Source organism: Sphingopyxis sp. Geo25 (genome assembly GCF_949769135.1).
Classification (GTDB): Bacteria; Pseudomonadota; Alphaproteobacteria; order Sphingomonadales; family Sphingomonadaceae; genus Sphingopyxis.
The window spans coordinates 77,998-104,409 of the sequence record NZ_CATKOZ010000004.1; the positions used below are offsets into that span (position 1 = coordinate 77,998).

Consider the following 26,412-nt stretch of genomic DNA (forward strand, 5'->3'; position numbering starts at 1 on the left):
GTCCGTCGTGCTTCCGCTGCCCGTCCTTGGGCCAGCGATGCAGTGTCACCGGAAATATTTGTCGTTCGTGACCGCCGCGGTCGCGGCAGCGCTGCTGCCCGCGGCGCCGGCGGCCCATGCGCAGGTCATTTCCAATACCGCCACGGCCGACTGGACCGACAATGGCCGCGCCGGTCAAACGCTGTCGAACCGCGTCGACGTGACCGTCCGGTCGCGCCCGCCCGAACAGCCGGTGATCCAGACCTATCGCCTGCTCGAAAACGGCGGCAACAAATCGGCGCCGCTGCGTCCCACGCAATGCGGGGGCTCGATCATCGCCGCAAGCGCCAGTACCGGCAATCTCATCCAGCTCGCCGGTGTCTATGCCAGCGTGCCGACCAACCCGGCGTCACTCCAGAGCAGCAACGCGTTTCGCGCCGGTGAAGTGCTGGTCGTCGGCCTCACCCTCGCCTCGGCCAATACCGATCCGAACGCGGTCGATACCCTGCCGGTCGTCCTTGATCTTGCCAACGGCGATCGCGAACAGATCACGCTTACCGAGACCGCATCGAACAGCGGCGAATTCACCGGCTTCATCAACACGATCGGCGTGCCGCCCGCCGTCGTCCAGGGCGATTGCCGCCTGTCGGTCAATCCAGGATCGCCGCTCCAGCTTCGCGTCACCGATCAGGCGAACGCCAGCCTGGTTGCCACCGCGACGATCGATTTCCTCGTCGATCCCTTCGGCATCGTGTTCGACAGCGGCGACGGATCGGCGGTCGCGGGCAGCCGCGTCACGCTGATCGACGCCGCGACCGGCCAGCCCGCGCAGGTGTTCGGCGACGACGGCGTATCCGCTTACCCATCGACCGTCGTTACGGGTCAGACCGTCACCGACGGCAGCGGCAGGCTCTACAGCTATCCGCCGGGCGACTATCGCTTTCCGTTCGTCGCGCCCGGCACCTATCGCCTGATCGTCGAGCCCCCCGCGCCCTACACCGCACCGTCGACGTCAAGCCCCGCGGACCTCGCGCCGCTGCGCCGTCCCGACGACGGCCTGCCCTTCACCATCACCGATGCGAGCTACAGCCGCACGTTCACGCTCGACAGCCCCGCGCCTGTTCGCGTCGACCTTCCCGTCGACCAGCCCGGCCTGCCGCTGATCCTGCGCAAGACGACCTCGACGCAGTCCGCCGCGCCGGGCGACGTCGTCCAATATCGCATCGAAGTCACGAACCGCGATGCGCGCCGCTCGACCGGCGCTGTCACCGTCAGCGACGCTCTGCCCGCCGGGATGCGTCTGCGCCCCGATACCGTGCGCGCCAACGGCCAACGGATCGACGCCGTCGCGACCGCCAACGGCCGCGATTTCACCGTCAGCCTGCCCCCGCTCGCGCCCGGCGCGACTGCCCTGCTGACCTATATCGCCGAAGTGACGGTCTCCGCCCAGCCCGGCAACGCGCTCAACCGCGCAAGCGCCGTCGACAACCGCCGCACCGAAAGCAACATCGCCGAAGCGACCATCGCGATCAAACGCGACCAGCTCGGCGACCGCATGACGATCATCGGCCGTATCACCGATGGCGGCTGCAGCGTGAACCCCGGCAAGGCACCGGGCATCGCGGGCGTCCGCGTGATGCTGCAGGACGGCAGTTACACCGTCACCGACGAGGATGGCCGTTACCATTTCGAGGGCGTTCGTCCCGGGCTCCATGTGGTCCAGATCGATCCGTCGACCCTGCCGCTCGACCGCGAGGCCATCGATTGCGCGCGTTCGACCGCAAGCGCGGGCAGCACGATCTCGCGCTTCGTCGAGGGGCGCGGGGGCTCGCTGGAGCGCGCCGACTTCCGCGCCATTGCGGTCGCCCCGCGAGCAGCGCCAAAAACCGCGGCCTTCGAAGCGCCCAAGCCGGTCGGCGACCCGGAAGCCGCAGGCGCGAACCGCAATTGGCTTGCGGGTCAGGCGCCGGGCATCGGCTGGCTCTTCCCCGAAGCCGGCCATAATCCGCGCACCAAGGCGATCCGCGCGGCGATCAAGCACGCACCGGGCCAGAAGGTGACGCTGACGATCAACGGCAAACCCGTCGATCCGCTCACGTTCGAAGGCACGAGCAAGTCGGCCGACGGGCTGGTCGCGGTCAGCCTGTGGCGCGCCGTCGAGATCCGCGAAGGCGAGAACAGACTAGTCGCGCAGGTGACGGACGAGAATGGCGCGGTGCTCGAAACGCTCGAACGCAGCGTCCATTATTCGATCACCGCGATGCGCGCGACGCTGATCCGCGAAAAGTCGGTACTGATCGCCGACGGCGTGACGCGTCCGGTGATCGCGGTGCGCCTGACCGACCGCGACGGCAAACCGGTCCGTTCGGGCCTGACCGGCGATTTCAGCGTCCCTGCCCCCTATTATCCCGCCGTCGAGGCCGATGCACAGCAGGCGCGGCAACTCGCCGGCCTCGAACGCGCGCAGCCGGTCTGGCGCATCGATGGCGACGACGGCATCGCCTATATCGAGCTCGAACCGACGACCGCGTCGGGCACACTGACGATGGATTTCAATTTCCGCGACGACAAGGTGACGCGCAAGCAGACGATCGAAACCTGGCTCGATCCCGGCAATCGTCCGTGGACCGTCGTCGGCTTCGCTGCCGGCACGATCGGTTACAACACGCTCGACGACCGCATGGAGCCCGTCGCCGAGACGCTCGACGATCTCAATGCCGACGCCCGCCTCGCGCTCTATGCGAAGGGCCGCGTGCAGGGTAAATGGCTGATGACGCTGTCGTACGACAGCGACAAGGACAAGGATGACGCACGCTTCGGCGGTGTGATCGATCCGCGCGCCTATTACACCATCTACGCCGATCGCAACGAGACACGCTATGACGCCGCATCGGTGCGCAAACTCTATCTGCGCCTCGAACGCCCGCAATTCTATGCGATGTTCGGCGATATCGAGACCGGCATCGCCGAACCGCAGCTCGCCCGCTACCGGCGCGCGCTGAATGGCGGCAAGGCCGAGTATCGCGGCCGCAACCTCGCCGCCACCGCGTTCATTGCCGACACGCCATACCGCTTCCGCCGCGACGAGATTCAGGGCAATGGCCTGACCGGCCCCTACCAGCTCCGTGCGCGCGACATCCTGCCGAACAGCGAACGCATCGTGATCGAAACGCGCGACCGCCTGCACAGCGAGCGGATTGTCGAGAGCGTCACGCTGACGCGCCACGTCGATTATGATATCGATTATCTGGCCGGCACGCTGCGCTTCCGCAGCCCCGTCCTCAGCCGCTCGTCGATCCTCGATCCGCAGTTCATTGTCGCCGAATATGAGGTCGACGGTGTCGGCGAGCGCGTCCTGAATGCAGGCGGGCGGGTCAGCTACCAGTCGAGCGACGAAAAGCTGCGCGTTGGCGCGACCTTCATCCATGACGAGGACAATAGCGCCAAGACGAACCTCGGCGGCGTCGATGCCCGCTATCGCCCCAACGTCGATACCGAAGTACGCGCCGAATATGCGATGAGCGACGCAAAGGCGAGGAATGGCAGCAGCACTGCCGCTGCCGGCACGGCAAAGGCGTGGCTGATCGAGGCCGAACACCACAGCCGCAACGCCGACTTCCTTGCCTACGTCCGCGAACGCGAAGCGGGCTTCGGCACGGGCCAGCTTAACAGCGGCGAGGATGGCACACGCAAGTTCGGCTTCGACGCGCGCCTGAAGGCAACGCGCAATCTGTCGGTGACCGGCAGCGCCTGGCAGGAAGATTATCTCGACGTCGATGCGCGCCGCCGCGCCGCACGCGCGCTTGTCGAATATGACAACGGCACGACGCTGATCCGGGCCGGCTTGATGCACGCCGACGACCACCTGTCGGACGGCTCGCGCAACACCTCGAACATCGTCCAGCTCGGCGCGACGCAGCGGCTATTCGACAAGAAGCTCGAACTCGACGCCCAGACCGAATTCGCCCTCGGAGGCAAGGACGCGAGCGTCGATTTTCCGACCCGCCACCGCATCGGTGCGCGCTATGCGGTGACGCGCGACGTGAACCTCGTCGGCAGCTATGAAATCGCCGATGGCGACACAGTGCGCGCCCGCACCGCTCGCATCGGCTTCGATCTTGCGCCGTGGGCTGGCGCACGACTTCTCGCGACTGCGAACCAGCAGGAAATCGGCGAATATGGGCCGCGCAGCTTCGCCGCCTATGGCCTGTCGCAGTCATTGAAGCTCGACGAGCATTGGTCGGTCGACCTGTCGCTCGACGGCAACCGCACGATCGGCGGCATTCGCGCCAGCGACGTGCTCAATGTCGACCAGCCGGTCGCATCGGGCGGCTTCCTGGGCGACAACGGCACGCTGACCGAGGATTTCACCGCGATCAGCGCGGGGGCGACGTATCGCACGCAGCGCTGGACGATCACCGGCCGCGCCGAATATCGCGATGGCGAGCTGGCCAACCGCTATGGCCTGACGCTCGGCGGCCTCCGCCAGCTCGGCGAGGGCCAGGCACTCGGCGCGCTTTTCACCTATGCGAAGGCCAGCGGCAGCGGCTCGACCCCGACGACCGAAGTCATCACCTTCGAGGCAAGCTGGGCGCATCGCCCCGCCGACTCGCAGATTTCGTGGCTCAACAAGAGCGAGTTCCGCTCGGACAAGGTTCGCGATGCCATTGCGGGTCAAGCCGGGCCGATCGGCGGCGCCGTGCTGACGATCGACGGCGACGCGACGAGCCGCCGCCTGCTCAACAGCCTGTCGATCAACTGGACCCCGCTCGGCAACCGCGGGATCGGCAGCGGCAACAATTGGTACGAACGCGCCGAAATCGGCCTGTTCTGGGGCACGCGCTACAATTTCGACCGCTTCAGCGCCGACGATGTCGAGGGCTGGTCGAACCTGCTCGGCGCCGACGTCCGTTTCAACCTGACCGAGAATGTCGATGTCGGCGCCTCGGGCACCGCCCGCATCGGCACCGGCGGCGACACCCTCGCGTGGGCGGGCGGCCCGACGGTGACGCTGGCTCCGATGAAGAACGCCAACATCACCTTCGGCTATAATTTCGCCGGCTTCCACGACCGCGACTTCGAAGACGCGCGCTTCTCGCGGTCGGGGGCCTATGTCACCTTCAAGCTGAAGTTCGACCAGACGAGCTTTGCGGGGCTCGGCCTCTAATCGGCGAACAGCAAAACCGGCGTCTCGATCAGCTTCTTGAGCGCCTGCACATAGCTTGCGGCGTCCCAGCCATCGACGACGCGGTGGTCGCAACTGATCGACAGGTTCATCAGTTTGGCGCGGCGAATGTCGTCGCCGTCAAACACGGGGCGTTCGACGATCTTGTTCGGGCCGATAATTGCCACTTCGGGGCGGTTGATCACCGGCGTCGTTGCAATGCCGCCGAGCGGGCCGAGCGACGTAACCGTTAACGTGCCACCGGTCAGTTCCTCGACCTTCGCCTTTCCGGTGCGCGCAGCTTCTGCCAAGCGGCTGATTTCGCTCGCGAGTTGCCAGACATTCTTGTCCTGCGCGTCGCGGATCACGGGAACCATCAGCCCTGCGTCGGTCTGCGTCGCCATGCCGAGATGCACCGCGCCGTACCGCGTCACTACGCCGCCTTCGTCGTCATAGCGCGCGTTGATCATCGGAAACTCAGGGATCGTGCGGCAGATCGCGACGATCAGGAAGGGCAGCATCGTCAGCTTCGGACGGCCGCCGCGGTTGGCGTTGAGGTCGGCGCGCATATCCTCAAGCGCGGTGACGTCCATTTCCTCGACATAGGTGAAGTGCGGGATCGTGCGCTTCGAGGCCGCCATATTCTCGGCGATCTTGCGGCGCATCCCGATGACCTTGACCGGTTCGTCGGCGCGCGCACGCGATGCGCCGGGCGCATGATAGCCCTGCCCGCCGTTATACCGCAGAAACGCGTCGAGATCGGCGTGGCGGACGCGGTCGCCGTCGGCATGCACCTGACCGAGATCGACCCCGAGATCGCGCGCGCGCGCGCGGACGGCCGGAGATGCAAGAACAGCGCGACTATGAGCCGCCGGAGTTTCAGGAGCCGGAACTGGCTCGGGCGCCGTAGCGGGCGCGGGTGCTGGAGCAGGCGCAACCTCGACAACCGTAACCTCCTCGGTTCCCGGTGTTTCCGCGACGATTTCTTCCTCGACCGGCGTATCGGCGGGCGGCGCGTCGTCAACGCCCTCGCCTTCGGTCTCGATCACCGCGAGCGTCGAGCCGATCGACACCATGTCGCCGACCTCGCCCGCCAGTTCGACGACGATCCCCGACACCGGCGATTCCATTTCCACGGTCGCCTTGTCGGTCATCATGTCGGCGAGCTGCGAATCTTCCTCGATGCGGTCGCCGACCCGCACGTGCCAGGCGACGATTTCGGCCTCGGCGATGCCTTCGCCGATGTCGGGCAGACGGAACGAAAAACGAGCCATGGCGATCAGTCCTTCAGAATCTTGTCGAGCGCGGTCGCGATGCGCACCGGTCCAGGGAAATAGGCCCATTCAAGGCTGTGCGGATACGGCGTGTCGAAGCCCGTGACCCGTTCCACCGGCGCCTCGAGATGATAGAAGCAGCGCTCCTGCACCAAGGCGGCGAGCTCGGCGCCGAAGCCCGAGGTTCGGGTCGCTTCGTGGATGATGAGGCAGCGTCCGGTCTTCTTTACCGAGGCCTCGATCGCGTCGATGTCGAGGGGCAGCAGCGTGCGCAGGTCGAGGATTTCGGCGTCGATGCCGCGTTCCTCGACCACCGTCTTCGCGACATGAACCATCGTGCCGTAAGCGAGCACGGTCACCGCCTCGCCCGCACGCACCGTCGCCGCCTTGCCGAGGTCGATGCGATAATAGCCTTCGGGCACCGCGCTCGCCTGATGCCTCGACCAGGGCTCGACCGGCCGGTCGTAATAGCCGCTGAACGGGCCGTTGTAGATGCGCTTGGGTTCGAGAAACACGACCGGGTCATTATCCTCGATCGCCGCGATCAACAGGCCCTTTGCGTCATAGGGATTCGAAGGAATGACGGTTTTCACGCCGCAAATGTGGGTCATGATGCTCTCGGGCGACTGGCTGTGCGTCTGACCGCCAAAAATCCCCCCGCCGAAGGGGGTGCGCACCGTCATCGGGCAGATGAAGTCGTTCGCCGACCGATAGCGCAGCCGCGCCGCCTCGCTGACGAGCTGGTCGAGGCCGGGATAGATATAGTCAGCGAACTGGATTTCGGGGACCGGACGCAGGCCGTAGGCGCCCATCCCGACCGCGACGCCGATGATGCCGCATTCGTTGATCGGTGTGTCGAACACCCGCGTCTTTCCGTGCTTTTTCTGCAGGCCCGCGGTCGCGCGGAAGACGCCGCCGAAATAACCGACATCCTCGCCCATCACGACGGTGTTGGGGTCGCGTTCGAGCATGATATCCATGGCGCTGTTGATCGCCTCGATCATGTTCATGGTCTTGGTATCGGCGCTCATCATTCGGGCTTCCAGTTCGGGCCGAACTTGGCCTCTTGCTCGGCGAGCATCTGATCGCATTGTTCCTTGAGGTGCCAGGGCATCTCCTCGAACACGTCCTCGAACATCGTCTCGAACGGCTGGTGCATTCCGTGACCAAGAACACCGAGCTTTTCCGATTGTTTCTGGGTCGTCTTTACCAGATCTTCGAGCTCCCGGGCCTGCGCCTGATGGCGTTCATCGTCCCATTCGCCCAGCACTTCCAGATGCTGCTTCAGCCGCGCGATCGGATCGCCAAACGGCCACGCGGTCGCCTCGTCGGCGGCGCGGTAGGCACTCGGATCGTCGGACGTGCTGTGCCCTTCGCTACGATAGGTGAAATGCTCGATCAAAGTCGGGCCGTTGTTGGTGCGCGCGCGATCGGCCGCCCACTGCGTCGCGGCATAGACCGCAAGCGGATCGTTGCCGTCGACGCGCAGGCCCGCGATACCATAGCCCACCGCGCGCGCCGCGAAGGTCGTCCGCTCGCCGCCGGCGAAGCCGGAAAAGCTCGAAATCGCCCACTGGTTGTTCACGACATTGAAGATGACCGGCGCATTATAGACGGTCGCGAAGGTCAGCGCCGAATGGAAATCCCCCTCGGCCGACGAGCCCTCGCCACACCACACGGTCGCGATCCGTGTGTCGCCCTTCGACGCCGACGCCATCGCCCAGCCGACCGCCTGCGGATATTGCGTCGCCAGATTGCCCGACACGCTGAAAAAACCATGCTCGGGCGCCGAATACATGATCGGCAACTGGCGGCCGAGCAGGTGGTCGCCGCGGTTCGAATAGATCTGGTTCATCATCTGGATCAGCGGATAATCGCGCGTGATCAAAATGCCCTGCTGGCGATAGCTCGGGAAGCACATGTCCGACCGGTCGATCGCCATCGTCGAAGCGACCGACGTCGCCTCTTCGCCGGTGCATTTCATGTAGAAGCTTGTCTTGCCCTGCCGCTGGGCACGGAACATGCGCTCGTCGAAGGCGCGGGTCAGCATCATGTAGCGCAGCATCGCACGCAAGCGCTCGGCCGAAAGCTTGGGATCCCACAGCCCCTTCGCAACCCCGTCGAAGTCGAGCACGCGGACCAGGCCGTAGCACATATCGCGCATCGCATCGGGCTTCGTATCTTCACTCGGGCGCGGCGTCGCATCGACCGCCGGAACGACGATATCGCCGAAGTCGGGCGTGTCGCCGGGGCGATAGCGAGGTTCGGGAATATGGAGCGAGAGCGGCGGCAGATTGCTCGCCGGTCGACTGTCCGACTCAGGCATATCTTCTTCCCTTCGGCCGCGAATCGCGTGCCTAGTTATATTTCAGCGTGACGACATATTATTACGGTCGCCATACGAATGCAACGGCAGCGATCAGACCGCGACAGGTGCGGGAATATGCGCTTGCGGTGCATAGGCGTCGACCGCGAAATCCTCAAACCTGTAGCCGAAAATGCTCGAGGGCCGGCGAAGGATGCGCAGCTTGGGCGCCCCCTGCGGAACGCGTCGCAGCTGCTGTTCGACCAGCTCGGCATGATTGAGATAGAGATGAACGTCGCCGCCGGTCCAGACGACTTCGTGCGCGGTGAGATCGCATTGCTGCGCGATCATCCGCGTCAGCAGCGCGGCCTCGAAGATATTGAAGGCAAATCCCAGCCCCAGATCGCACGAGCGCTGGAACAGCAGGCACGACAATCCCCCGTCGCTGCGGACGTGGAATTGATAGGTCATGTGGCACGGTGGCAAGGCCATGCGGTCGAGGTCGGCGACGTTCCAGCCGGTAAAGATGTGCCGCCGCGACCCCGGATTGGTGCGCAGCGAGTCGATCAGCGTCGCAATCTGGTTGTAGCCTTGGCCCGCGCGGCGGAAGAGCCCGTCGCCCACCGGTTCGTAGCGCGGCCAATTCACCCATTGATGGCCGTAAACGGGGCCGAGATCGCCCCATTGCGCCGCGAAATCTTCGTCGGCGACGATCCGTGCCTCGAAATCCCCGGCACTGATCTCGTCGCCGGTCGCGCGGCGATATTTGTCGAGCGGCCAGTCGGTCCAGATCCGGACCCCCTGCGCCACCAGCGACCGGATATTCGTGTCGCCGGTCAGGAACCACAGCATCTCGCGCAGAGCGGTTTTCCAATAGACGCGCTTCGTGGTCAGGAGCGGGATCGCATCGTCCACCAGCGAGAATCGCATCGTCTCGCCGAACAGCGACCGCGTGCCAACCCCCGTGCGGTCGACGCGCTCGTCGCCCTCGACCCAGATGCGGCGCATCAGGTCGAGATATTGCAGTTCATAATGGATGGATTCGGGCAAGACTCGCTCCTCGCTTTCACCGTCTTTGCTAGGCCGCCCCGCGCCGCGCTACAAGGGGCGCGGCCTCGCGGACGGACCTATTGTCCGATACGGCCCAATCCCGTCTTTCGCCGCTTCGTTATCGGCCGCATGAGCAGCCCGGTGACCCTGATCGAGCCCATCGGCAAGCTGTCCCGATCGACGATCGCGGCCGGCTTCATACCGCGCGAGGCGGAGGACGAGATCGCGCGCCTGCTGTACCGCCCGACGATCCCCGCCGATCGCGAAATCATGATCCTCGCAGGCTTCGACGCCTATGCCCGGCTTGCCAGCTTCCAGCGCATTGCGGGCGAGGCAACCGACCGATGCGTCATCACGCCGCAATGCTGGCACCGGCTGCTCGGCGGCCGTGTCGTGGCGGTGCAGATGGCGCACAACCACCCGTCGGGAATAGCGCGGCCGAGCCCCGCCGACCTGCAATGCACGCGCGAAGCCGCGCAGTTCCTGCGGCTTGTCGGCATCGACCTCACCGATCATCTGATTTTCGTCGAAAGCGGACATTTCAGCTTCCGCAATGCCCTGCTGCTCTAGACCGAACAATCGTGACCGCCATGCCGATTGGCGCTTGATGTTCGCAAAATGCGCGTCTAGAGGACCGCCCTGCCCTCGCGCCGGACTACCGGCGCCGGATCGGTCGGGGAGTAGCTCAGCCTGGTAGAGCACTGTCTTCGGGAGGCAGGGGCCGGAGGTTCGAATCCTCTCTCCCCGACCAGTATCTTTTGTAATCAACAGACCTTGTAACGCGCGGCGACTATCCCTAGATTGTCCCCACGCCGTCGTGGTTTTCCCCCTTTCCATTTCGGCGAGTGCCCCGTCGTTCGACGCGGGCGCGTCCTCCCTGGACCCTGGCCACCTCGTACTTCGGTACGAGGTGGTTTTTTATTCGGCAGCGAGCGGCACCTCGTCTTCGCCGGGCGCAATGCCCGCCAGCCGGTCGATCAGCCCACCGAACCATTCGGACATCCGGACAACCGCCTCATGATCGGGGGATCGGTCCGAGCGAAGATAGAGACTGCGGTCGATCTCGATCTGCACCGCGTGGATCGACCGGTCCGGCCGGCCGTGCGCCGACACGATATGCCCCCCGGCATAGGGCTGGTTCCGCGTCACCGCGACGCCCAGCCTCTCGGCGTGCTCGACGACAGCGTCCGTAATCCGGTCATCGGCGGTTCGTCCGAAACGGTCGCCGATGACAATCCGCGCGCCGTGACCCGACTGACCGGCGGGAATCGCCGGCATACTGTGCAGGTCGATGAGAACGGCATGGCCGAACCTGGCGCGCGCGCGCACCAGTTCGCGCGACAGCGCCAGATGATAGGGGCGGTGAAAGGATTCGAGCCGCCAGTTCAATCCATGCCGGTCGATCGGAAATCGCCAGAGGGAACCGCAATCGGCAAGTCGCGTCGGGATGACGCCCAGCCCGGCGCGTTCCTTCCGTCCAGGTGCGGAAAATTGCGCGCGCAGCGGTAACGCGACATCTCCGGGCGCCATTTGCCCTTCGCCGCGATTGCAATCGGCGACCGCACGCGCCCATACCGCCTGGACGACCGTCGCCCCGCGATCGGCGGCTTGCCCCGCGATCAGGTCGCACCAACTGTCTTCGAGCCGTTCTAGCTGCTCCAGCCCGACACGCGCGGCGGCCAGTATCTCGGGCGGATAGATGCGCCCGGCGTGGGGAATCGACACGATGACGGGGCCGCCCGACGCGGGCCGATTGACAGCGATGGCGCTGGACGGAATGCTGAAAAGGGTCATTGCGGGAAGCGTGGCAAAAAAGGAGAAGCAAATCCAGCCGCGCCGCAATTTGTTAAATGTCTCCCGCTATAGGACAGTTTCACCACGGACGGCGCCGGGAACGGGCGCCATGAAGGACCAGGGAGCGTATTTCGGGCCATGATTCGCATTTTGCTCGCGGAAGATGATGATGTGATGCGCGAGTATCTGGCGCGCGCGCTGACCAGCGCCGGCTATCATGTGACCGCCGTCGATCGCGGGACCGAGGCCGTGCCCTATGTCGAATCGGGCACCTTCGACCTGCTGCTGTCGGATATCGTGATGCCCGAGATGGACGGTATCGAGCTGGCGCAGCACGCCGCCAAAGTCGCGCCGCAAACGCAGGTGATGTTCATCACCGGTTTTGCCGCCGTGTCGCTCCGCGCCGAGGAAAATGTGCCGCAGGCGAAGCTGCTGTCGAAGCCCTTCCACCTCAAGGATCTGGTGCGCGAGGTCGACAGCCTGTTCGGGCGCGCCGACCAGTCGCACCAACAATAACGACGCTTCTTCGCGCGAAGGGGTTGCAAAGCCCGGCGGAGGAGATTAGGGGGCGCGTCACCCCAAGGGATGGGCGTGTAGCTCAGTGGTAGAGCACTGTGTTGACATCGCAGGGGTCGCAAGTTCAATCCTTGCCACGCCCACCATTAAAAACGCCGCCGACCCAATGGGTTGGCGGCGTTTTTGCGTTCAGGCCATGCCCTTCGCCAGATCGCCGCGCGAGGCGTCGCCGATCTGGCTGCCGCCATCGCAGTCGAGGATCGTGCCGGTGATATAGCCCGCGGCCGGCGAACAGAGGAACACCGCCGATTCGGCGACCTCGGCGATCGTTCCCCAGCGCTTCATCGCGATGCGGTCATAATGCGCCTGACGCGTCCCGGCGTCGGGCGCGAGGCGTTTCATTCCTTCGGTATCGGCGATCGGTCCCGGCGAAATACCGTTCACGCGCACGTCGGGGCCCCATTCGAGCGCCAGGACGCGAATCAGCTGGTTGATCCCGGCCTTCGCGGCGCAGGCATGGGCCTGCAGCGCCGAAGCGTTGACCGCTTGCCCCGCCGTGATCGCGATCAGCGATGCCCCGGGCCGCTTCAGCAGGTCATGGCATCCCCGGAACACGTTGAAAGTGCCATTGAGATCGATATCCACCACCGTGCGGAAGGCGTTCGCTGACATGCCGAGCACCGGCGCCAGAAAATTGCCCGCTGCGCCAGAGATCACGATATCCATCGGCCCGAGTCTGTCGGCGACGGTCTCCATCACGCCGCGGATCGCGGCATAGTCGCGCACATCGCCCGACAGGCCGATTGCCCCCGGTCCGATCTCGTCTGCGGCACGGCGCGCCTTGTCGGGGTCGCGCCCCGCGACCGCGACCTTGGCGCCAAGCTCGGCGAAGCGCTTCGCAATGCCCAGGTTGATGCCGCTCGTGCCGCCGGCAACGAAGGCCGTCTTGCCCGCAAGCAGATTGTCCCGAAATGTCGTCATGCGCCTGCCGCTCCCTTCCCGATGATCGCGACCGGGCTTGACGGATGCCATTCAGTCGCCTTTTGAAACCCGATCAGACAGCAAGGACGACAAGATGGCAAGCGGCCCGACCTCGAACAGCATCATTTCGCAGCGGCTGAAGCTCCATTATGTCGATTGGGGCAATCGCGACGCGCCGCCGCTCCTGCTTGTCCACGGCGGCCGCGACCATTGCCGAAGCTGGGACTGGGTCGCCGAGAAGCTCGCCGATCGCTATCATGTCATCGCGCCGGACCTGCGCGGCCATGGCGACAGCGCTTGGGCGCCCGACGGCAATTACGAGATGGGCGCCTTCGTCTATGACCTCGCGCAGCTCATCCACCAGCTCGATCTCGCGCCGGTGACGATCGTATCGCACTCGATGGGCGGCAATGTCTCGTTGCGTTATACCGGCCTCTATCCCGATAACGTCCGCAAGCTCGTCGCAATCGAAGGACTCGGCCCCTCGCCCAAGGTTCTGGCCGAGCGTGCCGAGACGCCCTTCGCCGAACGTTTTCGCGGCTGGATCGACAAGAAGCGCCAGGCGGCGGGCCGCACGCCGCGCCGCTATGCGACGCTCGACGACGCGCTGGCGCGGATGATCGCCGAGAACAGCTATCTGACCCCCGATCAGGCGCGCCACCTGACGATCCATGGCATCAACCGCAACGAGGACGGCAGCTGGAGCTGGAAGTTCGACAATTATCTGAACGTCTGGCCGGTGGTCGACCTTCCGCAGAGCGACATAGAATCGCTCTGGTCAGCGATCAGCTGCCCGACGCTTCTTCTTTATGGCGCCGACAGCTGGGCTTCCAACCCCGAAAAAGACGGACGCATCGCGCATTTCAATACCGCTAGAGTGATCGAATTCGAGAATGCCGGTCACTGGCTGCATCACGACCAGTTCGACCGGTTCATGTCCACGCTAGAGGATTTCCTCTAAACGGCATGGCGAAGGCGGACGAAGGGCGTTCGCCGCGGATGTTGTCATGGCCTATACGGGGCAGATAACCGGACGTCAGCGGCTTCTCGCTGGCAGCGCCGCGCTGCTCGCGGCTTTCGCGATCGGCACCGGCCTTGTCGGCGGGCTCGACCTCCATGTCGTTCGCGCCGCCAGCGAGGCGATCAGCGCCATCGCCATCCCCGCGCCGAAACCTCCGCAAGACGTCATCGTGCCCGCCAAGACGCAGCACGAGAAGGCAAGCGGCAAGGCATCGGCCGCCAACAGATTTGCAAGAGCAGCCCCCGTCGCCGCCCCCGAACCCAGGCTGCCGCCACCCGAACCGCCTCCGGTCAGCGCCGCCCCCCGGCCAGGCACGGGCAGCGATGCGTCGGCCGGGGCTACCCCCGTCCCCGGTCCGGGATCGGGCTCCGGCGGGCGCGGCGACGGGACCGGCGCCGGCGGTTCGGGCAGCGGCACCGGTGGCGGCAGCAAGGCGGCCTGGCGCAGCGGCACGATCCGCGACAGCGACTATCCGCGCGAAGCCAGCCGCGCCAGGGTTGGCGGCGAGGTCGAGGTTCGCTTCACCATAGAAGCGACCGGACGGGTGACGGGATGCCGCGTCAGCCGATCGAGCGGCGATGCGTCGCTCGATGCGACGACCTGTCGGCTGATCGAAGAGCGCTTTCTCTTCAAGCCCGCGACGAACGCGGCGGGCGAAGCGATCCGCAGCCCCTATGGCTGGCGGCAGACCTGGTGGCTCGAGCGACGTAACTGAAGCCCCTTGACGACGGCCTCAGCGCCCACAGAAATTGCGACAATATCGCGAACCATTATCAATAGCGGTTGACACTGCGAACGACTCTCAATAGCGGCGTGGACGACCAAACCAAAACAAGGGGGTTATCCGTGAAAACTTCGTCCGCCTCGTTCCTCGCTCTCTCCTGCGTGGGCAGCCTGATCAGTGCTCCCGCGCTCGCTACCGAGGCCGATGCCGCGCAGGACGCACCCGGCGGCCGCACCGACATCGTCGTCACCGGCAGGCTCGCGACCGAAGTCGAATCGCCCAAATCGACGGCGCCGCTCGTCGATACGCCGCAGACAATCACCGTCGTGACGCAGGAGGCGCTGCGCCAGCAGAATCTGCTCACGCTGCGCGATGCGCTCGCCACGATCCCCGGCATCACCTTCGGCGCTGGCGAAGGCGGTGGCGGCTATGGCGACTCGATCAACCTGCGCGGCTATTCGGCGAACAACGACCTGACCGTCGACGGTGTCCGCGACAGCGCCCAGTACAGCCGCACCGACCCCTTCAACCTGCAGCAGATCGAAGTCTATAACGGCGCCAACTCGGTCTTCAACGGATCGGGCAGCGTCGGCGGCACGATCAATCTCGTCAGCAAGATCCCGTTCTCGCGCAGCGCGACGACCGTGCAGGCCGCGGTCGGCACCGACAATTATTACCGTGCGTCGGTCGACAGCAACTGGCGCCTGAACGACCTGATCGCCGTCCGCCTGAACGCCATGTATCACGAGAATGACGTTCCGGGCCGCGACGTTGAATCCTATCAACGCTGGGGGGTCGCGCCGTCGATCACGATCGGTGTCGACAGCGACACCAGCCTGACGCTCGCCTATATCCACCAGGACGACGACAATACGCCGATTTATGGCGTGCCCTTCTTCCTCAGCGGCGTGAACGACGGGCCGCTGCCGGGGGTCGACGACAGCGACTATTTCGGCATCGTCAATCTCGACGAACAAAGGACGAACGTGAATCGCCTGACCGCGACCTTCCGCCATGCGTTCAGCGAGAATGTGTCGATCCGCAACCTTACCCGCTGGCAGCGTGTCCACCAGTATAGCCAGACGAGCGCACCGCAGGGCGTCTTCTGTCTTGCGAATGGCCTGCAGCCGGTCGGGTCGGGACCGAATACCACAGTCGGTATCGCTTGCCCCGCAGGCCAGAACACCCCCGGTACCTATTATCCCAGCGGTCCGCGCGGCCTCGTCCGCGATCAGGTCAACGACCTGCTCCACAACCAGACCGACCTCACCGTCGTAACCGGAGAAACGGGAGGCACGCGTAACACACTGGTAATCGGCGCCTCCATCTCACGCGAAGACTATGAAATCACGACCGCATCGCTGGCGCGAAACCCCGATGGTTCAGCGGTGACGCTGCCGCCGATCAATCTCTTCAATCCCGACACCACATACACCGGCCCGATCAACTTCACCGTTACGGCACGGTCGAAGGGCCGCAGCAACAACAAGGCGATCTACGCTTTCGATACGCTCGAACTCGGCACCATGTTCGAGTTGAACGCAGGCCTGCGCTACGAGAGCAATCGCGCCGAGTTTCGGAACATTCCGCTGCTCGTCGTCCCGCCGGGCACGACCGCGCTGACGCCGGCGCAGCGCGAACCGCAGATCAGCGACGAAAATCTCTTCTCCTATCGCTTCGGCGCCGTGTTCCACCCGATCGAGAACGTCAGCTTCTATGGCGCCTATGGCAACGCCAGGACGCCGTCCTCGGCTACGGTGCGTCTCGGCTGCGGCGTGATCCCCGCGACGGGCGCCGCCGATCCCTGCGCTGTCGCCCCGGAAAAGGCGCGCACTTATGAAATCGGTGCCAAAGCCGAGTTGGCGAACAAGAAGCTTCTGCTGACCGCCGCTCTGTTCCGCAACGAACGCACCAACTTCCGCACGCCTTCGAACGACCCGTCGCTGCCGAACTCGCTTCAGGTTCTTGACGGCGAATCGCGCGTCGACGGAGTTGCTATTGGCGTGACCGGCAATCTCACTCCCGAATGGGCGATCTTTGCCAACTACACTTACCTCGACAGCAAGGTAAAGCAGAGCGTCTCCGACTTCTGCCTCACCTCGCCGGGCGCGACAGGCTGCAGCAACAGCGTTGCGATCCCCGACCCGCAGGCCGGCGATCGCCTGATCCAGACCCCGAAACATTCGGGCAGCCTGTTCACCACCTACGCCTTTCCGTTCGGCCTCCAGATCGGTTATGGCCTGACCTATCAGGGCAGGTTTGCAACCAACCAGCGCAACCTGCTCCAGCGTACGCAATTCATGGTCGACGACTATCTCATCCATCGTGCGTTTGTGTCGTATGACTTCAACAACGGCTTGGTCGCGCAGCTCAATGTGACCAACCTGACCAACGAGGATTATTACACCGGCGTCCGCAACAATGTGAACGCGACGACCGGCGTCGTCACCGGCGGCTGGGCCACCCCCGGCGATGCACGCTCGGCGGTGTTCAGCCTCTTCTACACCTTCTGATCGCAAACGGGCGGGCACGGCGCATTGCCGTTCCCGCCCTTTTCTGCCTAGAAGCGGCGCCATGATCCGCATCATTCCCGACGTACTCGACGCCGACGGCGTCGCCCGGCTCCGCGCCATCCTCGACGCCGCCGACTGGATCGACGGCAACGAAACCTCCGGCCCGCAGGCGGCGCTCGCCAAACGCAACCAGCAACTCCCCGAATTGGGCGAAGCCGCGGCCGAGGCAGGACGCCTGGTCCTCGATGCGCTCGGCCGCACGCCAATGTTCATCGCGGCAGCGCTTCCGCTCAAAATCTACCCGCCCTATTTCAACCGCTACGCGGGCGGCGAGACGTTCGGCGATCATATCGACAATGCGATCCGGATGCGGCGCGGCAGCGATTTCCGGATGCGCGCCGACCTCTCGGCGACGCTCTTCCTCGCCGATCCCGGCAGTTACGAAGGCGGCGGCCTCGTCATCGAAGGCATGACCGCGCCGCCGGGGCTCAAGCTTCCCGCCGGGCATATGGTCCTTTACCCGGCGAGCACCGTCCACCGCGTCGAGCCGGTAACCGCCGGCGCGCGCGTCGCCAGCTTCATGTGGATCCAGTCGATGGTGCGCGACCAGGGGCAGCGCGACCTGCTGTTCGACCTCGACATGGGGGTACAGGGCGCGGCGATGACGCTGGGCCAGGGCGACGCGACCGTCGTGCGGCTGACCGGCGTCTATCACAATCTGCTGCGGCGCTGGGCTGACAGCTAACCCAGCATATCGCGCCACGCGCGCGAGGTGAACTCCCGGTCGCCGCGGAGGATCGATGCCGCCAACCCGCGCGCGTCCGCCAGCGCAATTCCCTGATCCGGGCCGAGCACCGTAAGCGCGGTCGCCCAGCCATCCGCCATCATGCAGCTGCGATGGAGCACGGTCACCGACGAGACACCGTTGACGATCGGCTGGCCCGAGCGCGGGTCGAAGCTGTGCGAATAATGCCGGTCGCCGACAGTAAAGCCGCGCCGGTAGCTGCCCGACGTCGCGACCGACAAATCGTGCAGCGCGATGCGCCATGGCTGCGCCGACGACGTCGGCGGCGTTTCGGTATCGACCCACCAGGGCTGACCGTCGGGCCGGATTCCTTCGCCCCTGAGCTCGCCGCCGGCTTCCAGCAGGAAATGCCGCACGCCGTTACCAAGCAGCCACTCGGCCGCCAGATCGACGCCATAGCCCTTGGCGATCCCCGAAAGGTCGAGGAACGCCCCCTCGCCGCGACGCAATCGCGACGCGCCGGCGTCCCATTCGATGCTGCGGTCCGCTTCGTCACCATCGGCGGGCACCGCGTTCACCGGCCCCGTGCTGCCGAAGCCCCAGCGCTCGGTCAGATCGCCCAAGCACGGGTCGAACGCCCCGCCGCTAACCGCCGCAATCTCGAGCGCCGCCGAGACGACATGCGCGAGTTCGGCGGGCACGCGGCGCCATTCGCCCGCAGGCGCGCGGTTGAAGCGCGACAGATCCGATTCCGGCTCCCACTGGCTCATCTGCGCGACGACAAGGTCGAACGCCGCCTGCACGCCCGCCATCGTTCCTGCCGGCGGCGAAACGGCGTGCAGCGACCAGCTTGTCCCCATGGTCTCGCCGGCGAAGGAGGTGATCGCCGCGCATGCATCGCGCCCCGCGAAAGCCGCAGGCGTCAACGCGCGCGGAATCAGGATGCGGTCGGTCAGGGCGCCAGGACTTCCAGCGTCGTCACGTAGCTTGCCCGGCGCGCGATCGGCGGCGGCGCGCCTTCTTCGCCGCCCGCTTGCGGCGTCGTGACGTTGAGCCAGTACATGCCGGGTTCGGCCCAGCTGATCTCGACCTTGCCGTCGGCGCCGGTCTTGAGGTGCATTTCGCCCAGCTGGTCGCGATAGCGGATGCCGCCGGGGATCACCGTCACCGGCAGATCGGCCGCGGGCTTGCCGTCGAGCAGGAACTGGAAGGTCGCCGCCTCGCCCGCGATCAGGTCGTTGGGATGCGTCACCGGAACGAGCTCGATGCCTTTGCCGGTCGGCTTGAACAGCGTCGTCGTCGGCTCGCCCACCGTCACGAAAATCTCGTTGCGGTTGTTCGCCTCGGCGGTCTTCACGTTGGTCGCGCCCGCGGGAACCCGCTCGGCGAGATTCGCGGTCGTCGTGCCGCGCGGCAGGCGCTCGGTCTTGCCGTTGAGGTCATAGCTGCCCATCAGCATGTCGGCGACCGACGCAATGCGATAGGTGCCTTTCTGCGTCAGATGGACGTCGAAGGTGCTGCGATAGCGGCCCGTCGCCTTGTTCTCGATCGTGACCTCGGTGCCATCGGGCGCCCACGCCTTGACCGCATCGAGCCGCAGCGGCTGGTGCTCGAAATAGAAGAGGTCGTTCGAAACCGCGGCGTCGACCGCCACCCACACATCGTCGCCCGACAGCACCGTCGACGACGGCATCATCCACTGGCGATGCGCGCTCGCGGGAACCGCCGCCATTGCCGCGATCGCGACCGTCGCGACCAAACCCAGGATCTGCTTTTTCATGTCCCTGCCCTTTCGAAAATTCAGCGGAAGGCAACCGTGACGGCGCCAAGTTCGGTCTTGCCCGCAGCGCGCCCGCCCACGCCCGCCTTGGCCGGCCAGGTAAAGGGGATGCGGAGCAGTTCGCGCCCGCCGACTTCGCGGGCCGCCTCGATAACGAGCGTATAGTCGCCCACCGCGGTCGCGCCGAGCTGCGCCCGGCTGAACGAGATTTTCTGGGCGCCCGGTGCGCGCGTCGCGCCGGTGACGCCGTTTGCGGGGAAGGTCATCGTGCGGCCCGAGGCGCGCCACCATTGCCGCACGTCGCGCAGCCATTTGGTGCCCTCGTTGCCCTTCATGTCATAGTCGTACCAGACCGCGACCGTCTTTGCGGGCGCCCCTGCCTTCTCAACCCAGATCGCCACATAAGGCCGGTGATATTCGGCGACCTTCAGCTGCGGGATCGTGATCGTGACGTCCATCGTCGCGGGCGCCGCGGCGGCCATGACGGGTGCGGTGAGCGCCGCGCCCAGCGTTCCGCCGATCAGGATCGTTCGCGATGACGACTGCATGAAGTTTCTCCCTAATGGATGAAGATGATGGCGATGGCCGCGGGCAGTACGAGCCCCGCGCCGACGAGCGGCCAGGTGCTCTTGCGCTTCGCCGAATGTAGCCACAGCAGGAACAGACCGGTGATCGCGAAGACCAGGCAGGCAAAGGCGAAGATATCGATGAACAGGCTCCACTCGCCGCCCGAATTGCGGCCCTTGTGGAGGTCGTTGAGGTACGAGATCCAGCCGCGATCGGTAACCTCGCTGGTCACCGCGCCGGTCGCACGGTCGATCGCGACCCAGGCGTCGCCCCCCGGACGCGGCGCGGGCAGATAGACCTCGTCCGCCGACCATTCGGCCTCGCCCGACGCCTTCACCGGAAAATGATCCTCGACCCATGTGGCGACGGGTGCTGGCAGCCTGCCCTTGCCGCCCGCCGGATCGGCGCCAAGCTCGCCGAGCACGGCGGCCGGCATCTGCGCCCTCTTCTCGACGACCTTGGGCGTTCCCTCGATATCGGCGGCGTGATTGAGCGTGAAGCCGGTAATCGCGAAGAGCACGAGCCCGATCAGGCTGATCGCCGAGCTCATCCAGTGCCACATGTGCAACTGTTTCAACCAGAAGGTCTTGCGGCCCTTCTTTGCTGTCGATTGCCGGGATTGGGGTGCGTGCATTGGGAGAGAATCTATCGAAAAAGGAGGCCCGCCATTATCGAGAACGATTCGCAATTACAATAAAAAAGGGGGTCGGCGCGACAAAACATTGTGTGCGGAGACGTGCGGCGCGGATCGCCAGAACCGTGACCGGAGCCCCGTCGGCAGGATCAAAAGGGTTTGAAGGAAGGTGGCGGAGACGGAGGGATTCGAACCCTCGGTACCGGATTTACCAGTACGACGGTTTAGCAAACCGTTGGTTTCAGCCACTCACCCACGTCTCCGCATGGTCTGCCGCGCTAACGACAGGCTGGCCTCAGGCGGGTCGCTATAGCCATGCGTTTCGCGCCCCGCAACGTCAAACATTGCTCTTTTTTGATCCCCGATTGCGCCGTTCGCAGCAAAAATGATTCGGTCTGGCGCAAAATCGACTCGGGTCATCGCCGGTTCATTGCCGAGGATTCACTGTCCGAGTCATGGTTAAGCTGTAACGCGCCGCGGGCGCCGACCGATTTTGGGGGAATTTATGCGTAGAGCCCTTGCCACCTTCACCGCCGCGGCCATCGCCGCGATCGGCCTTGCGCTGTCGCCGCTCCCGGCGGCCGCGCAGATGACCTCGGTCGACCCGAACACGGCGATCGATGCCGATCTCAACAATCCCTCGCCGCCTCCGCCATCGACGCCGCCCGCGAACGACAGCTACAGCAGCGACCTTGCGACGGGCAGCCAGCAATATGACGCGACCCCCGACACCGGCGCGGCAACGCCGCCGGCAACGGTGACAACCGCCGATTCCAGCGCGACCTACAAGGAAGACGATCTGATCGGGGCGGCGGAGGGCGTGTTCGGCAAGGGCGCGCAGGGCCTCGCCGGACTTATCGAGGATATCCTCAAGAAGCAGGGCCAGCCCAACGCCTATATCGTCGGGCGCGAGGCCGGCGGCGCGCTCGGCATCGGGCTGCGCTACGGTTCGGGTACGCTCCACCACAAGGTCGAAGGGGAAAAGCCCGCTTACTGGACCGGCCCGTCGATCGGCTTCGACGCGGGCGCCAACGCGGGCAATACCTTCGTCCTCGTCTATAACCTCTTCGACACCGAGGATCTCTACAAGCGCTATCCGGCGGGCGAAGGCGCCGCCTATCTGGTCGGCGGCTTCAACGCGAGCTACCTGCGCCGCGGCGACGTGGTGCTAATCCCGATCCGCGTCGGCGTCGGCGCGCGGCTGGGCATCAACGCCGGCTATATGAAGATTCGCAAGAAGCAGAACTGGATCCCCTTCTAAGGGGCAGGCCGCTTGCCAAGGGGGCGAATACAGCCCGCGCTCCGGCGCGGGCTTTTCTTTTGTGACCAGGGGGTGGTGCGCGGCTGGTTTCGACCGAAGGTGGACATTCGTTCCTCCCTGTGGCGCAGCCATGGGGAGGTGGCAGCGCGAAGCGCTGACGCAGGGGCGATGGCGCGACGTTGCGGCCCCTCCACCACCGCCTACGGCGACGGTCCCCCTCCCCATCGCTACGCGACAGGGAGGATGCTTCCCGCTTCGTCATCCCGGACTTGATCCGGGATCCATCGCGGCGTCGAAGTCATGGACCCCGGATCAAGTCCGGGGTGACGAGGGGTGGCCGGCTGTGACCGCTCACTACCCCAAAGCCGCCACTACCCTCAAATAGGCCTTTCCTACATTATCCAGCTATGCCAGCCTTCGTCCGGCTCTTTCATCTGGTGGACAAATCCGGTTGTGGTCCGGCTCGGCTTGCGGCCGCGGCAAGGCACGCGAAATGCGTTCGGCAACCCTCCCGGCGCCAAACGGGCGCTGCAATGGGCTGAACTTTCCTGAACTTTGCAAACTATGCCGCGATGACCAAGGCAGGCGTGACGGCTCTTCACGCCGAAGCGGACAGCTATCCTAATCCCCGTCAAAGGCGATCAGCGTCTCGCACGCCAGTCCGGCGGCCTCCAGCCGCTGCGATCCCCCGAGATCGGGCAGGTCGATCACGAACAGTGCCGCCGCGACCTCGGCTCCCACATTGCGCATCAGCGCGGCCGTGGCGAGGATCGTTCCGCCCGTCGCCAGCAGGTCGTCGACCAGCACGACGCGGTGCCCCGGCAGGATCGCGCCTTCGTGTAGCTCAAGCCGGTCGGTGCCATATTCCAGCTCATAGTCGACGCCGATCGTCACACCGGGCAGCTTGCCCGCCTTGCGCACAGGGACGAGGCCGATCCCCAAGGCGGTCGCCATCGCCGCGCCGAACAGGAAGCCCCGCGCCTCGACTGCCACGATGAAATCGGGACGATAGGTCGCAGCGCGCGCGGCCAGACGCCGGACGCTTTCGGAGAAACCGGCGGCGTGGCCGATCAGGGTGGTGATGTCGCGGAACTGGATGCCCGGCTTCGGAAAGTCCGGGATGGTGCGGACGAGCGACGCGAGGTCGAGGTCGGGCTGAGGCGGGAGGGCGATCATCGTGCCGGTCGCCCTCCCTTATGTCCTCAATGCTTCTTGTCGGCCCAGATGTTGCGGTACGACAGATAGGTCAGCGTGGTGAAGATGAGCAGGAAGATGAAGGCCGCCCAGCCCACCTGCACGCGCTTCACCAGCTTGGGCTCGGCGGTCCACACCAGGAACGCGGTAACGTCCTTGGCCATCGCATCGACCGTGTTCGGCGAGCCGTCGGCGAAGGTCACTTGGCCCTTGGTGAGCGGCGGCGCCATCGCGAGGTTGAGGTTCGCGAAATAGGGGTTGAAGTGCAGGCCCGTGCCCGGCTTCAGTTCCTTCGGCAGGTTCGCCGGCGGGTTCTGGAAACCGGTCAGCAGCGAATAGACATAGTCCTTGCCGCCTTCGCGAGCCTTGGTGATCAGCGAGAGATCGGGCGGCAGCGCATTGTTGTTGGCTGCGCGCGCCGCCACTTCGTTCGCATAGGGGCCGGGGAAATAATCCGACGGCAGGCCGTCACGCGTCGCCGGTTCGCCCGTGTCGGGGTTGACCGACGGGACCTGGAAACCCTTGGCGAAGGTCTTCACCTGGCCTTCGGTGTAGCCCAGATCCTGAATATCGCGGAAGGCGACGAGGTGCAGGCTGTGGCAGGCCGAGCAGACCTCCTTGTACACCTGAAGACCGCGCTGCAGCTGGGCTTTGTCCCAGTGCGGCATCAGGCCATCGCTGGCCAGCTTCAGATGCTTCGGATGTTTGTGGAACTCGTGCGAAGCGTTGGGCTCATTGGTCAGCGGCGTCGTGAAGATCGCGAACAGCAGCGCGGCAATGAAACCCAGGCCGACGAGGAAACCGAGCGGACGAACCATGGCTGTATCAGCTCCTATTAAAGTCCGGCGCTCAGGCCGTGGCCGCCGACGTGTCGTCGGCATGCTTTGAGAGGACCGCTTCGGTGATCGAATTCGGCATCGGCAGCGGACGTTCGATCCGCGAGACGATCGGCAGGATGATCAGGAAGTGGGCGAAGTAGTAGATCGCGCCGAGCTGGCTTAGCAGCACATAGGGCTGTTCGGCCGGGCTCTTGCCGCAATAGCCGAGGATCAGCACGTCGACCACGAGCACCCAGAAGAAGATGCGGTTGAGCGGGCGATAGTTCGACGACTTCACCGGCGAGCTGTCGAGCCAGGGCAGGAAGAACAGCAAAGCGATCGCCGCGAACATCGCGATGACGCCCCACAGCTTCGCATCGATCCACAGGAAGTTGAAGGTGAAGGCGCGCAGGATCGCGTAGAAAGGCCAGAAATACCATTCGGGCACGATATGCGCAGGCGTCGAAAGCGGGTTCGCGGCGATATAGTTGTCGGCATGACCGAGCAGGTTCGGGCTGAAGAAGGTCAGCGCGACGAACAGCAGCAGGAACACGCCGACGCCGACGCCGTCCTTCGCAGTATAATAGGGGTGGAACGGGACGGTGTCCTGTTCGTCCTTCACCTCGATACCGGTCGGATTCGACGAGCCCGGGATGTGCAGCGCCCAGATGTGCAGGATGATGACGCCCGCGATCACGAAGGGCAGCAGATAGTGCAGCGAGAAGAAGCGGTTGAGCGCGGCATTGTCCGGCGCAAAGCCGCCGAGCAGCCAGACGCGGATCGGCTCGCCCACGACGGGTATCGCCGAGAAGAAGCCGGTGATCACCTGCGCGCCCCAGAAGCTCATCTGGCCCCAGGGAAGGACATAGCCCATGAAGGCGGTCGCCATCATCAGCAGGAAGATCACGACGCCGAGCAGCCACACCATTTCGCGCGGCGCCTTGTACGAACCGTAATAAAGGCCGCGGAAGATGTGCAGATAGACGACGATGAAGAACATGCTCGCGCCGTTCATGTGCGCGTAGCGGATGAACCAGCCGGCGTTCACGTCGCGCATGATATGCTCGACCGAGTTGAACGCGACGCCCGCGTTGGCGGCATAATGCATCGCCAGCACGATGCCGGTGACGATCTGGATGACCAGCGCGGCGCCCGCGAGAACGCCGAAGTTCCAGAAATAGTTGAGGTTGCGCGGCACCGGATAGCCGGCGCCGATGGCGTTATAGACGAGACGCGGCAGCGGCAGCTTCTCGTCCAGCCACTTCATCAGCGGCTGCTGCGGTTCATAGTTCTTGGCCCAGGGAAAGCTCATCTTATCTCGCTCCTCAGCCGATCGTCACGACGGTGTCGCTGTTGAATTCATAGGGCGGCACGACCAGATTCTTGGGCGCCGGGCCTTTGCGGATGCGCGCCGCGGTGTCGTAGTGCGAACCGTGGCACGGGCAGAAATAACCGCCGAAATCGCCGCGATTCTCTCCTTCGGCGGCGCCGAGTGGCACGCAGCCGAGGTGGGTGCAGACGCCCAGCGTGATCAGCCAGTTTTCCTTGCCCGGTTTCGTACGCTCGTCGATCGTCTGCGGGTCGCGCAGATCCGACAGCGGCACTTTTTTCGCTTCCGCGATTTCGACGGGCGTCAGGTTGCGGACAAACACCGGCTGTTTGCGCCAGCTCGTCTTGATCGCCTGCCCGGACTGGATCGCCGAAATGTCGATTTCGGTGGTGGACTGCGCAAGCACGTCGGCCGACGGATTCATCTGATTGACCAGGGGAAGCACCACCGCGGCCGCACCGACACCGGCAAAACTCACTGCTGCGATGTTGATGAAGTCCCGGCGCCGCACGCCATCTTCGATGCCGGCGGAAATATCGGTTTCACTGGTCATTCGACTGCCCTTGCATGGGTGAACTGACATAGCTCCCCAGAAGGATGACCCGCCCCTGCCAACGCGCACGCGAAATGGCGCAGCCCGGCGGCCCCTCCGGGAATTGCGGGCCTGATAGCCGCACTGTCCGGGCTTGCCAACAGGCAATTTCCGCTTTGTCCATGCTGGCTTGCGCTTCGCCGTCCTGCCCTCGATTCCCGGCCCTTCCG

Annotated in this window: 22 protein-coding genes and 3 tRNA genes; 10 read left to right on the forward strand and 15 right to left on the reverse strand. The window is 65.0% G+C overall.

Features of this window, described 5'->3' with window-relative positions; all coding sequences use genetic code 11:
• The first annotated feature begins 7 nt into the window (after positions 1 to 7).
• Complete coding sequence (locus QOL68_RS12695; protein WP_283404316.1) at positions 8 to 5,146, forward strand: hypothetical protein; 5,139 nt, start codon at positions 8 to 10, stop codon at positions 5,144 to 5,146.
• On the opposite strand, the gene QOL68_RS12700 is transcribed toward QOL68_RS12695, so the two are convergent.
• The 4 genes from QOL68_RS12700 to thyA all read right to left on the reverse strand — a co-directional run bounded on the left by QOL68_RS12700 (position 5,143) and on the right by thyA (position 9,772).
• Positions 5,143 to 6,417: a dihydrolipoamide acetyltransferase family protein gene (locus tag QOL68_RS12700; RefSeq protein ID WP_282949647.1), complete on the reverse strand. Its 1,275-nt coding sequence runs from the start codon at positions 6,415 to 6,417 to the stop codon at positions 5,143 to 5,145. The genes QOL68_RS12695 and QOL68_RS12700 overlap by 4 nt on opposite strands.
• Before the next feature lie 5 nt (positions 6,418 to 6,422).
• Positions 6,423 to 7,427, reverse strand: coding sequence for an alpha-ketoacid dehydrogenase subunit beta (locus tag QOL68_RS12705; protein WP_282949706.1), 1,005 nt, complete (start codon positions 7,425 to 7,427; stop codon positions 6,423 to 6,425).
• A 20-nt stretch (positions 7,428 to 7,447) separates the two neighbouring features.
• A complete protein-coding gene (locus tag QOL68_RS12710) occupies positions 7,448 to 8,743 on the reverse strand; it encodes a 3-methyl-2-oxobutanoate dehydrogenase (2-methylpropanoyl-transferring) subunit alpha (protein ID WP_282949646.1) in 1,296 nt (431 codons plus the stop codon).
• A 93-nt stretch (positions 8,744 to 8,836) separates the two neighbouring features.
• Entirely contained in the window at positions 8,837 to 9,772 is a 936-nt protein-coding gene (gene thyA / locus QOL68_RS12715; RefSeq protein WP_282949645.1) for a thymidylate synthase, read from the reverse strand.
• A 129-nt stretch (positions 9,773 to 9,901) separates the two neighbouring features.
• Here thyA and QOL68_RS12720 point away from each other — a divergent pair, with 129 nt between their 5' ends.
• Together QOL68_RS12720 and QOL68_RS12725 are read left to right on the forward strand one after the other, a co-directional pair.
• The gene (locus QOL68_RS12720) at positions 9,902 to 10,342 is read left to right on the forward strand and encodes a JAB domain-containing protein (protein WP_282949644.1); all 441 of its coding nucleotides are present in this window, start codon (positions 9,902 to 9,904) and stop codon (positions 10,340 to 10,342) included.
• A 104-nt stretch (positions 10,343 to 10,446) separates the two neighbouring features.
• Positions 10,447 to 10,523, forward strand: a tRNA-Pro gene (locus QOL68_RS12725).
• Positions 10,524 to 10,690: 167 nt separating this feature from the next.
• Here QOL68_RS12725 and QOL68_RS12730 read toward each other — a convergent pair.
• Positions 10,691 to 11,566 (reverse strand): N-formylglutamate amidohydrolase, encoded by an 876-nt coding sequence (locus QOL68_RS12730; protein WP_282949643.1) that lies wholly within the window; start codon positions 11,564 to 11,566, stop codon positions 10,691 to 10,693.
• 138 nt (positions 11,567 to 11,704) lie between these two features.
• Here QOL68_RS12730 and cpdR point away from each other — a divergent pair, with 138 nt between their 5' ends.
• Both cpdR and QOL68_RS12740 read left to right on the forward strand, forming a co-directional pair.
• Complete coding sequence (cpdR, locus tag QOL68_RS12735) at positions 11,705 to 12,082, forward strand: cell cycle two-component system response regulator CpdR (protein ID WP_058456696.1); 378 nt, start codon at positions 11,705 to 11,707, stop codon at positions 12,080 to 12,082.
• 71 nt (positions 12,083 to 12,153) lie between these two features.
• Positions 12,154 to 12,228 (forward strand) — tRNA-Val (locus QOL68_RS12740).
• Between the two features lie 43 nt (positions 12,229 to 12,271).
• On the opposite strand, the gene QOL68_RS12745 is transcribed toward QOL68_RS12740, so the two are convergent.
• Entirely contained in the window at positions 12,272 to 13,063 is a 792-nt protein-coding gene (locus tag QOL68_RS12745) for an SDR family oxidoreductase (protein WP_204992723.1), read from the reverse strand.
• Positions 13,064 to 13,157: 94 nt separating this feature from the next.
• Here QOL68_RS12745 and QOL68_RS12750 point away from each other — a divergent pair, with 94 nt between their 5' ends.
• From QOL68_RS12750 to QOL68_RS12765, 4 genes are all read left to right on the forward strand, one after another.
• On the forward strand, positions 13,158 to 14,024 hold the full coding sequence (locus QOL68_RS12750) for an alpha/beta fold hydrolase (RefSeq protein WP_058456694.1): 867 nt from the start codon (positions 13,158 to 13,160) through the stop codon (positions 14,022 to 14,024).
• A gap of 46 nt (positions 14,025 to 14,070) precedes the next feature.
• Positions 14,071 to 14,799 carry an energy transducer TonB gene (locus tag QOL68_RS12755; RefSeq protein ID WP_282949642.1) on the forward strand — a complete coding sequence of 243 codons (729 nt, stop codon included), beginning with the start codon at positions 14,071 to 14,073 and terminating at the stop codon, positions 14,797 to 14,799.
• A 131-nt stretch (positions 14,800 to 14,930) separates the two neighbouring features.
• Complete coding sequence (locus tag QOL68_RS12760; RefSeq protein ID WP_282949641.1) at positions 14,931 to 17,321, forward strand: TonB-dependent receptor; 2,391 nt, start codon at positions 14,931 to 14,933, stop codon at positions 17,319 to 17,321.
• A gap of 61 nt (positions 17,322 to 17,382) precedes the next feature.
• Entirely contained in the window at positions 17,383 to 18,066 is a 684-nt protein-coding gene (locus QOL68_RS12765; protein ID WP_058456691.1) for a Fe2+-dependent dioxygenase, read from the forward strand.
• Here the strand turns inward: QOL68_RS12765 and QOL68_RS12770 are convergent.
• The 5 genes from QOL68_RS12770 to QOL68_RS12790 all read right to left on the reverse strand — a co-directional run bounded on the left by QOL68_RS12770 (position 18,063) and on the right by QOL68_RS12790 (position 21,310).
• Positions 18,063 to 18,926 carry an FAD:protein FMN transferase gene (locus QOL68_RS12770; RefSeq protein ID WP_283404317.1) on the reverse strand — a complete coding sequence of 288 codons (864 nt, stop codon included), beginning with the start codon at positions 18,924 to 18,926 and terminating at the stop codon, positions 18,063 to 18,065. The genes QOL68_RS12765 and QOL68_RS12770 overlap by 4 nt on opposite strands.
• A 92-nt stretch (positions 18,927 to 19,018) precedes the next feature.
• The gene (locus QOL68_RS12775) at positions 19,019 to 19,846 is read right to left on the reverse strand and encodes a DUF4198 domain-containing protein (RefSeq protein WP_058456689.1); all 828 of its coding nucleotides are present in this window, start codon (positions 19,844 to 19,846) and stop codon (positions 19,019 to 19,021) included.
• Between the two features lie 20 nt (positions 19,847 to 19,866).
• Positions 19,867 to 20,394, reverse strand: a complete 528-nt coding sequence (locus QOL68_RS12780; RefSeq protein WP_058456688.1) for a DUF2271 domain-containing protein — start codon at positions 20,392 to 20,394, stop codon at positions 19,867 to 19,869.
• Between the two features lie 11 nt (positions 20,395 to 20,405).
• Positions 20,406 to 21,047, reverse strand: coding sequence for a PepSY-associated TM helix domain-containing protein (locus QOL68_RS12785; RefSeq protein ID WP_282949639.1), 642 nt, complete (start codon positions 21,045 to 21,047; stop codon positions 20,406 to 20,408).
• Positions 21,048 to 21,217: 170 nt separating this feature from the next.
• Positions 21,218 to 21,310: transfer RNA gene (locus QOL68_RS12790), tRNA-Ser, on the reverse strand.
• 242 nt (positions 21,311 to 21,552) lie between these two features.
• Between QOL68_RS12790 and QOL68_RS12795 the strand changes: the two genes are divergently transcribed.
• Positions 21,553 to 22,308, forward strand: coding sequence for a DUF1134 domain-containing protein (locus QOL68_RS12795; RefSeq protein WP_082657732.1), 756 nt, complete (start codon positions 21,553 to 21,555; stop codon positions 22,306 to 22,308).
• 621 nt (positions 22,309 to 22,929) lie between these two features.
• Here QOL68_RS12795 and QOL68_RS12800 read toward each other — a convergent pair.
• Genes QOL68_RS12800 through petA form a run of 4 tightly spaced genes read right to left on the reverse strand, consistent with a single transcriptional unit; the run spans position 22,930 to position 26,203 of the window.
• The gene (locus QOL68_RS12800; RefSeq protein WP_282949638.1) at positions 22,930 to 23,484 is read right to left on the reverse strand and encodes an adenine phosphoribosyltransferase; all 555 of its coding nucleotides are present in this window, start codon (positions 23,482 to 23,484) and stop codon (positions 22,930 to 22,932) included.
• 26 nt (positions 23,485 to 23,510) lie between these two features.
• On the reverse strand, positions 23,511 to 24,320 hold the full coding sequence (locus tag QOL68_RS12805; protein ID WP_282949637.1) for a cytochrome c1: 810 nt from the start codon (positions 24,318 to 24,320) through the stop codon (positions 23,511 to 23,513).
• A 31-nt stretch (positions 24,321 to 24,351) separates the two neighbouring features.
• Complete coding sequence (locus QOL68_RS12810; protein ID WP_282949636.1) at positions 24,352 to 25,632, reverse strand: cytochrome b; 1,281 nt, start codon at positions 25,630 to 25,632, stop codon at positions 24,352 to 24,354.
• A 13-nt stretch (positions 25,633 to 25,645) separates the two neighbouring features.
• Complete coding sequence (gene petA / locus QOL68_RS12815) at positions 25,646 to 26,203, reverse strand: ubiquinol-cytochrome c reductase iron-sulfur subunit (RefSeq protein WP_204992699.1); 558 nt, start codon at positions 26,201 to 26,203, stop codon at positions 25,646 to 25,648.
• Positions 26,204 to 26,412: the final 209 nt, after the last annotated feature.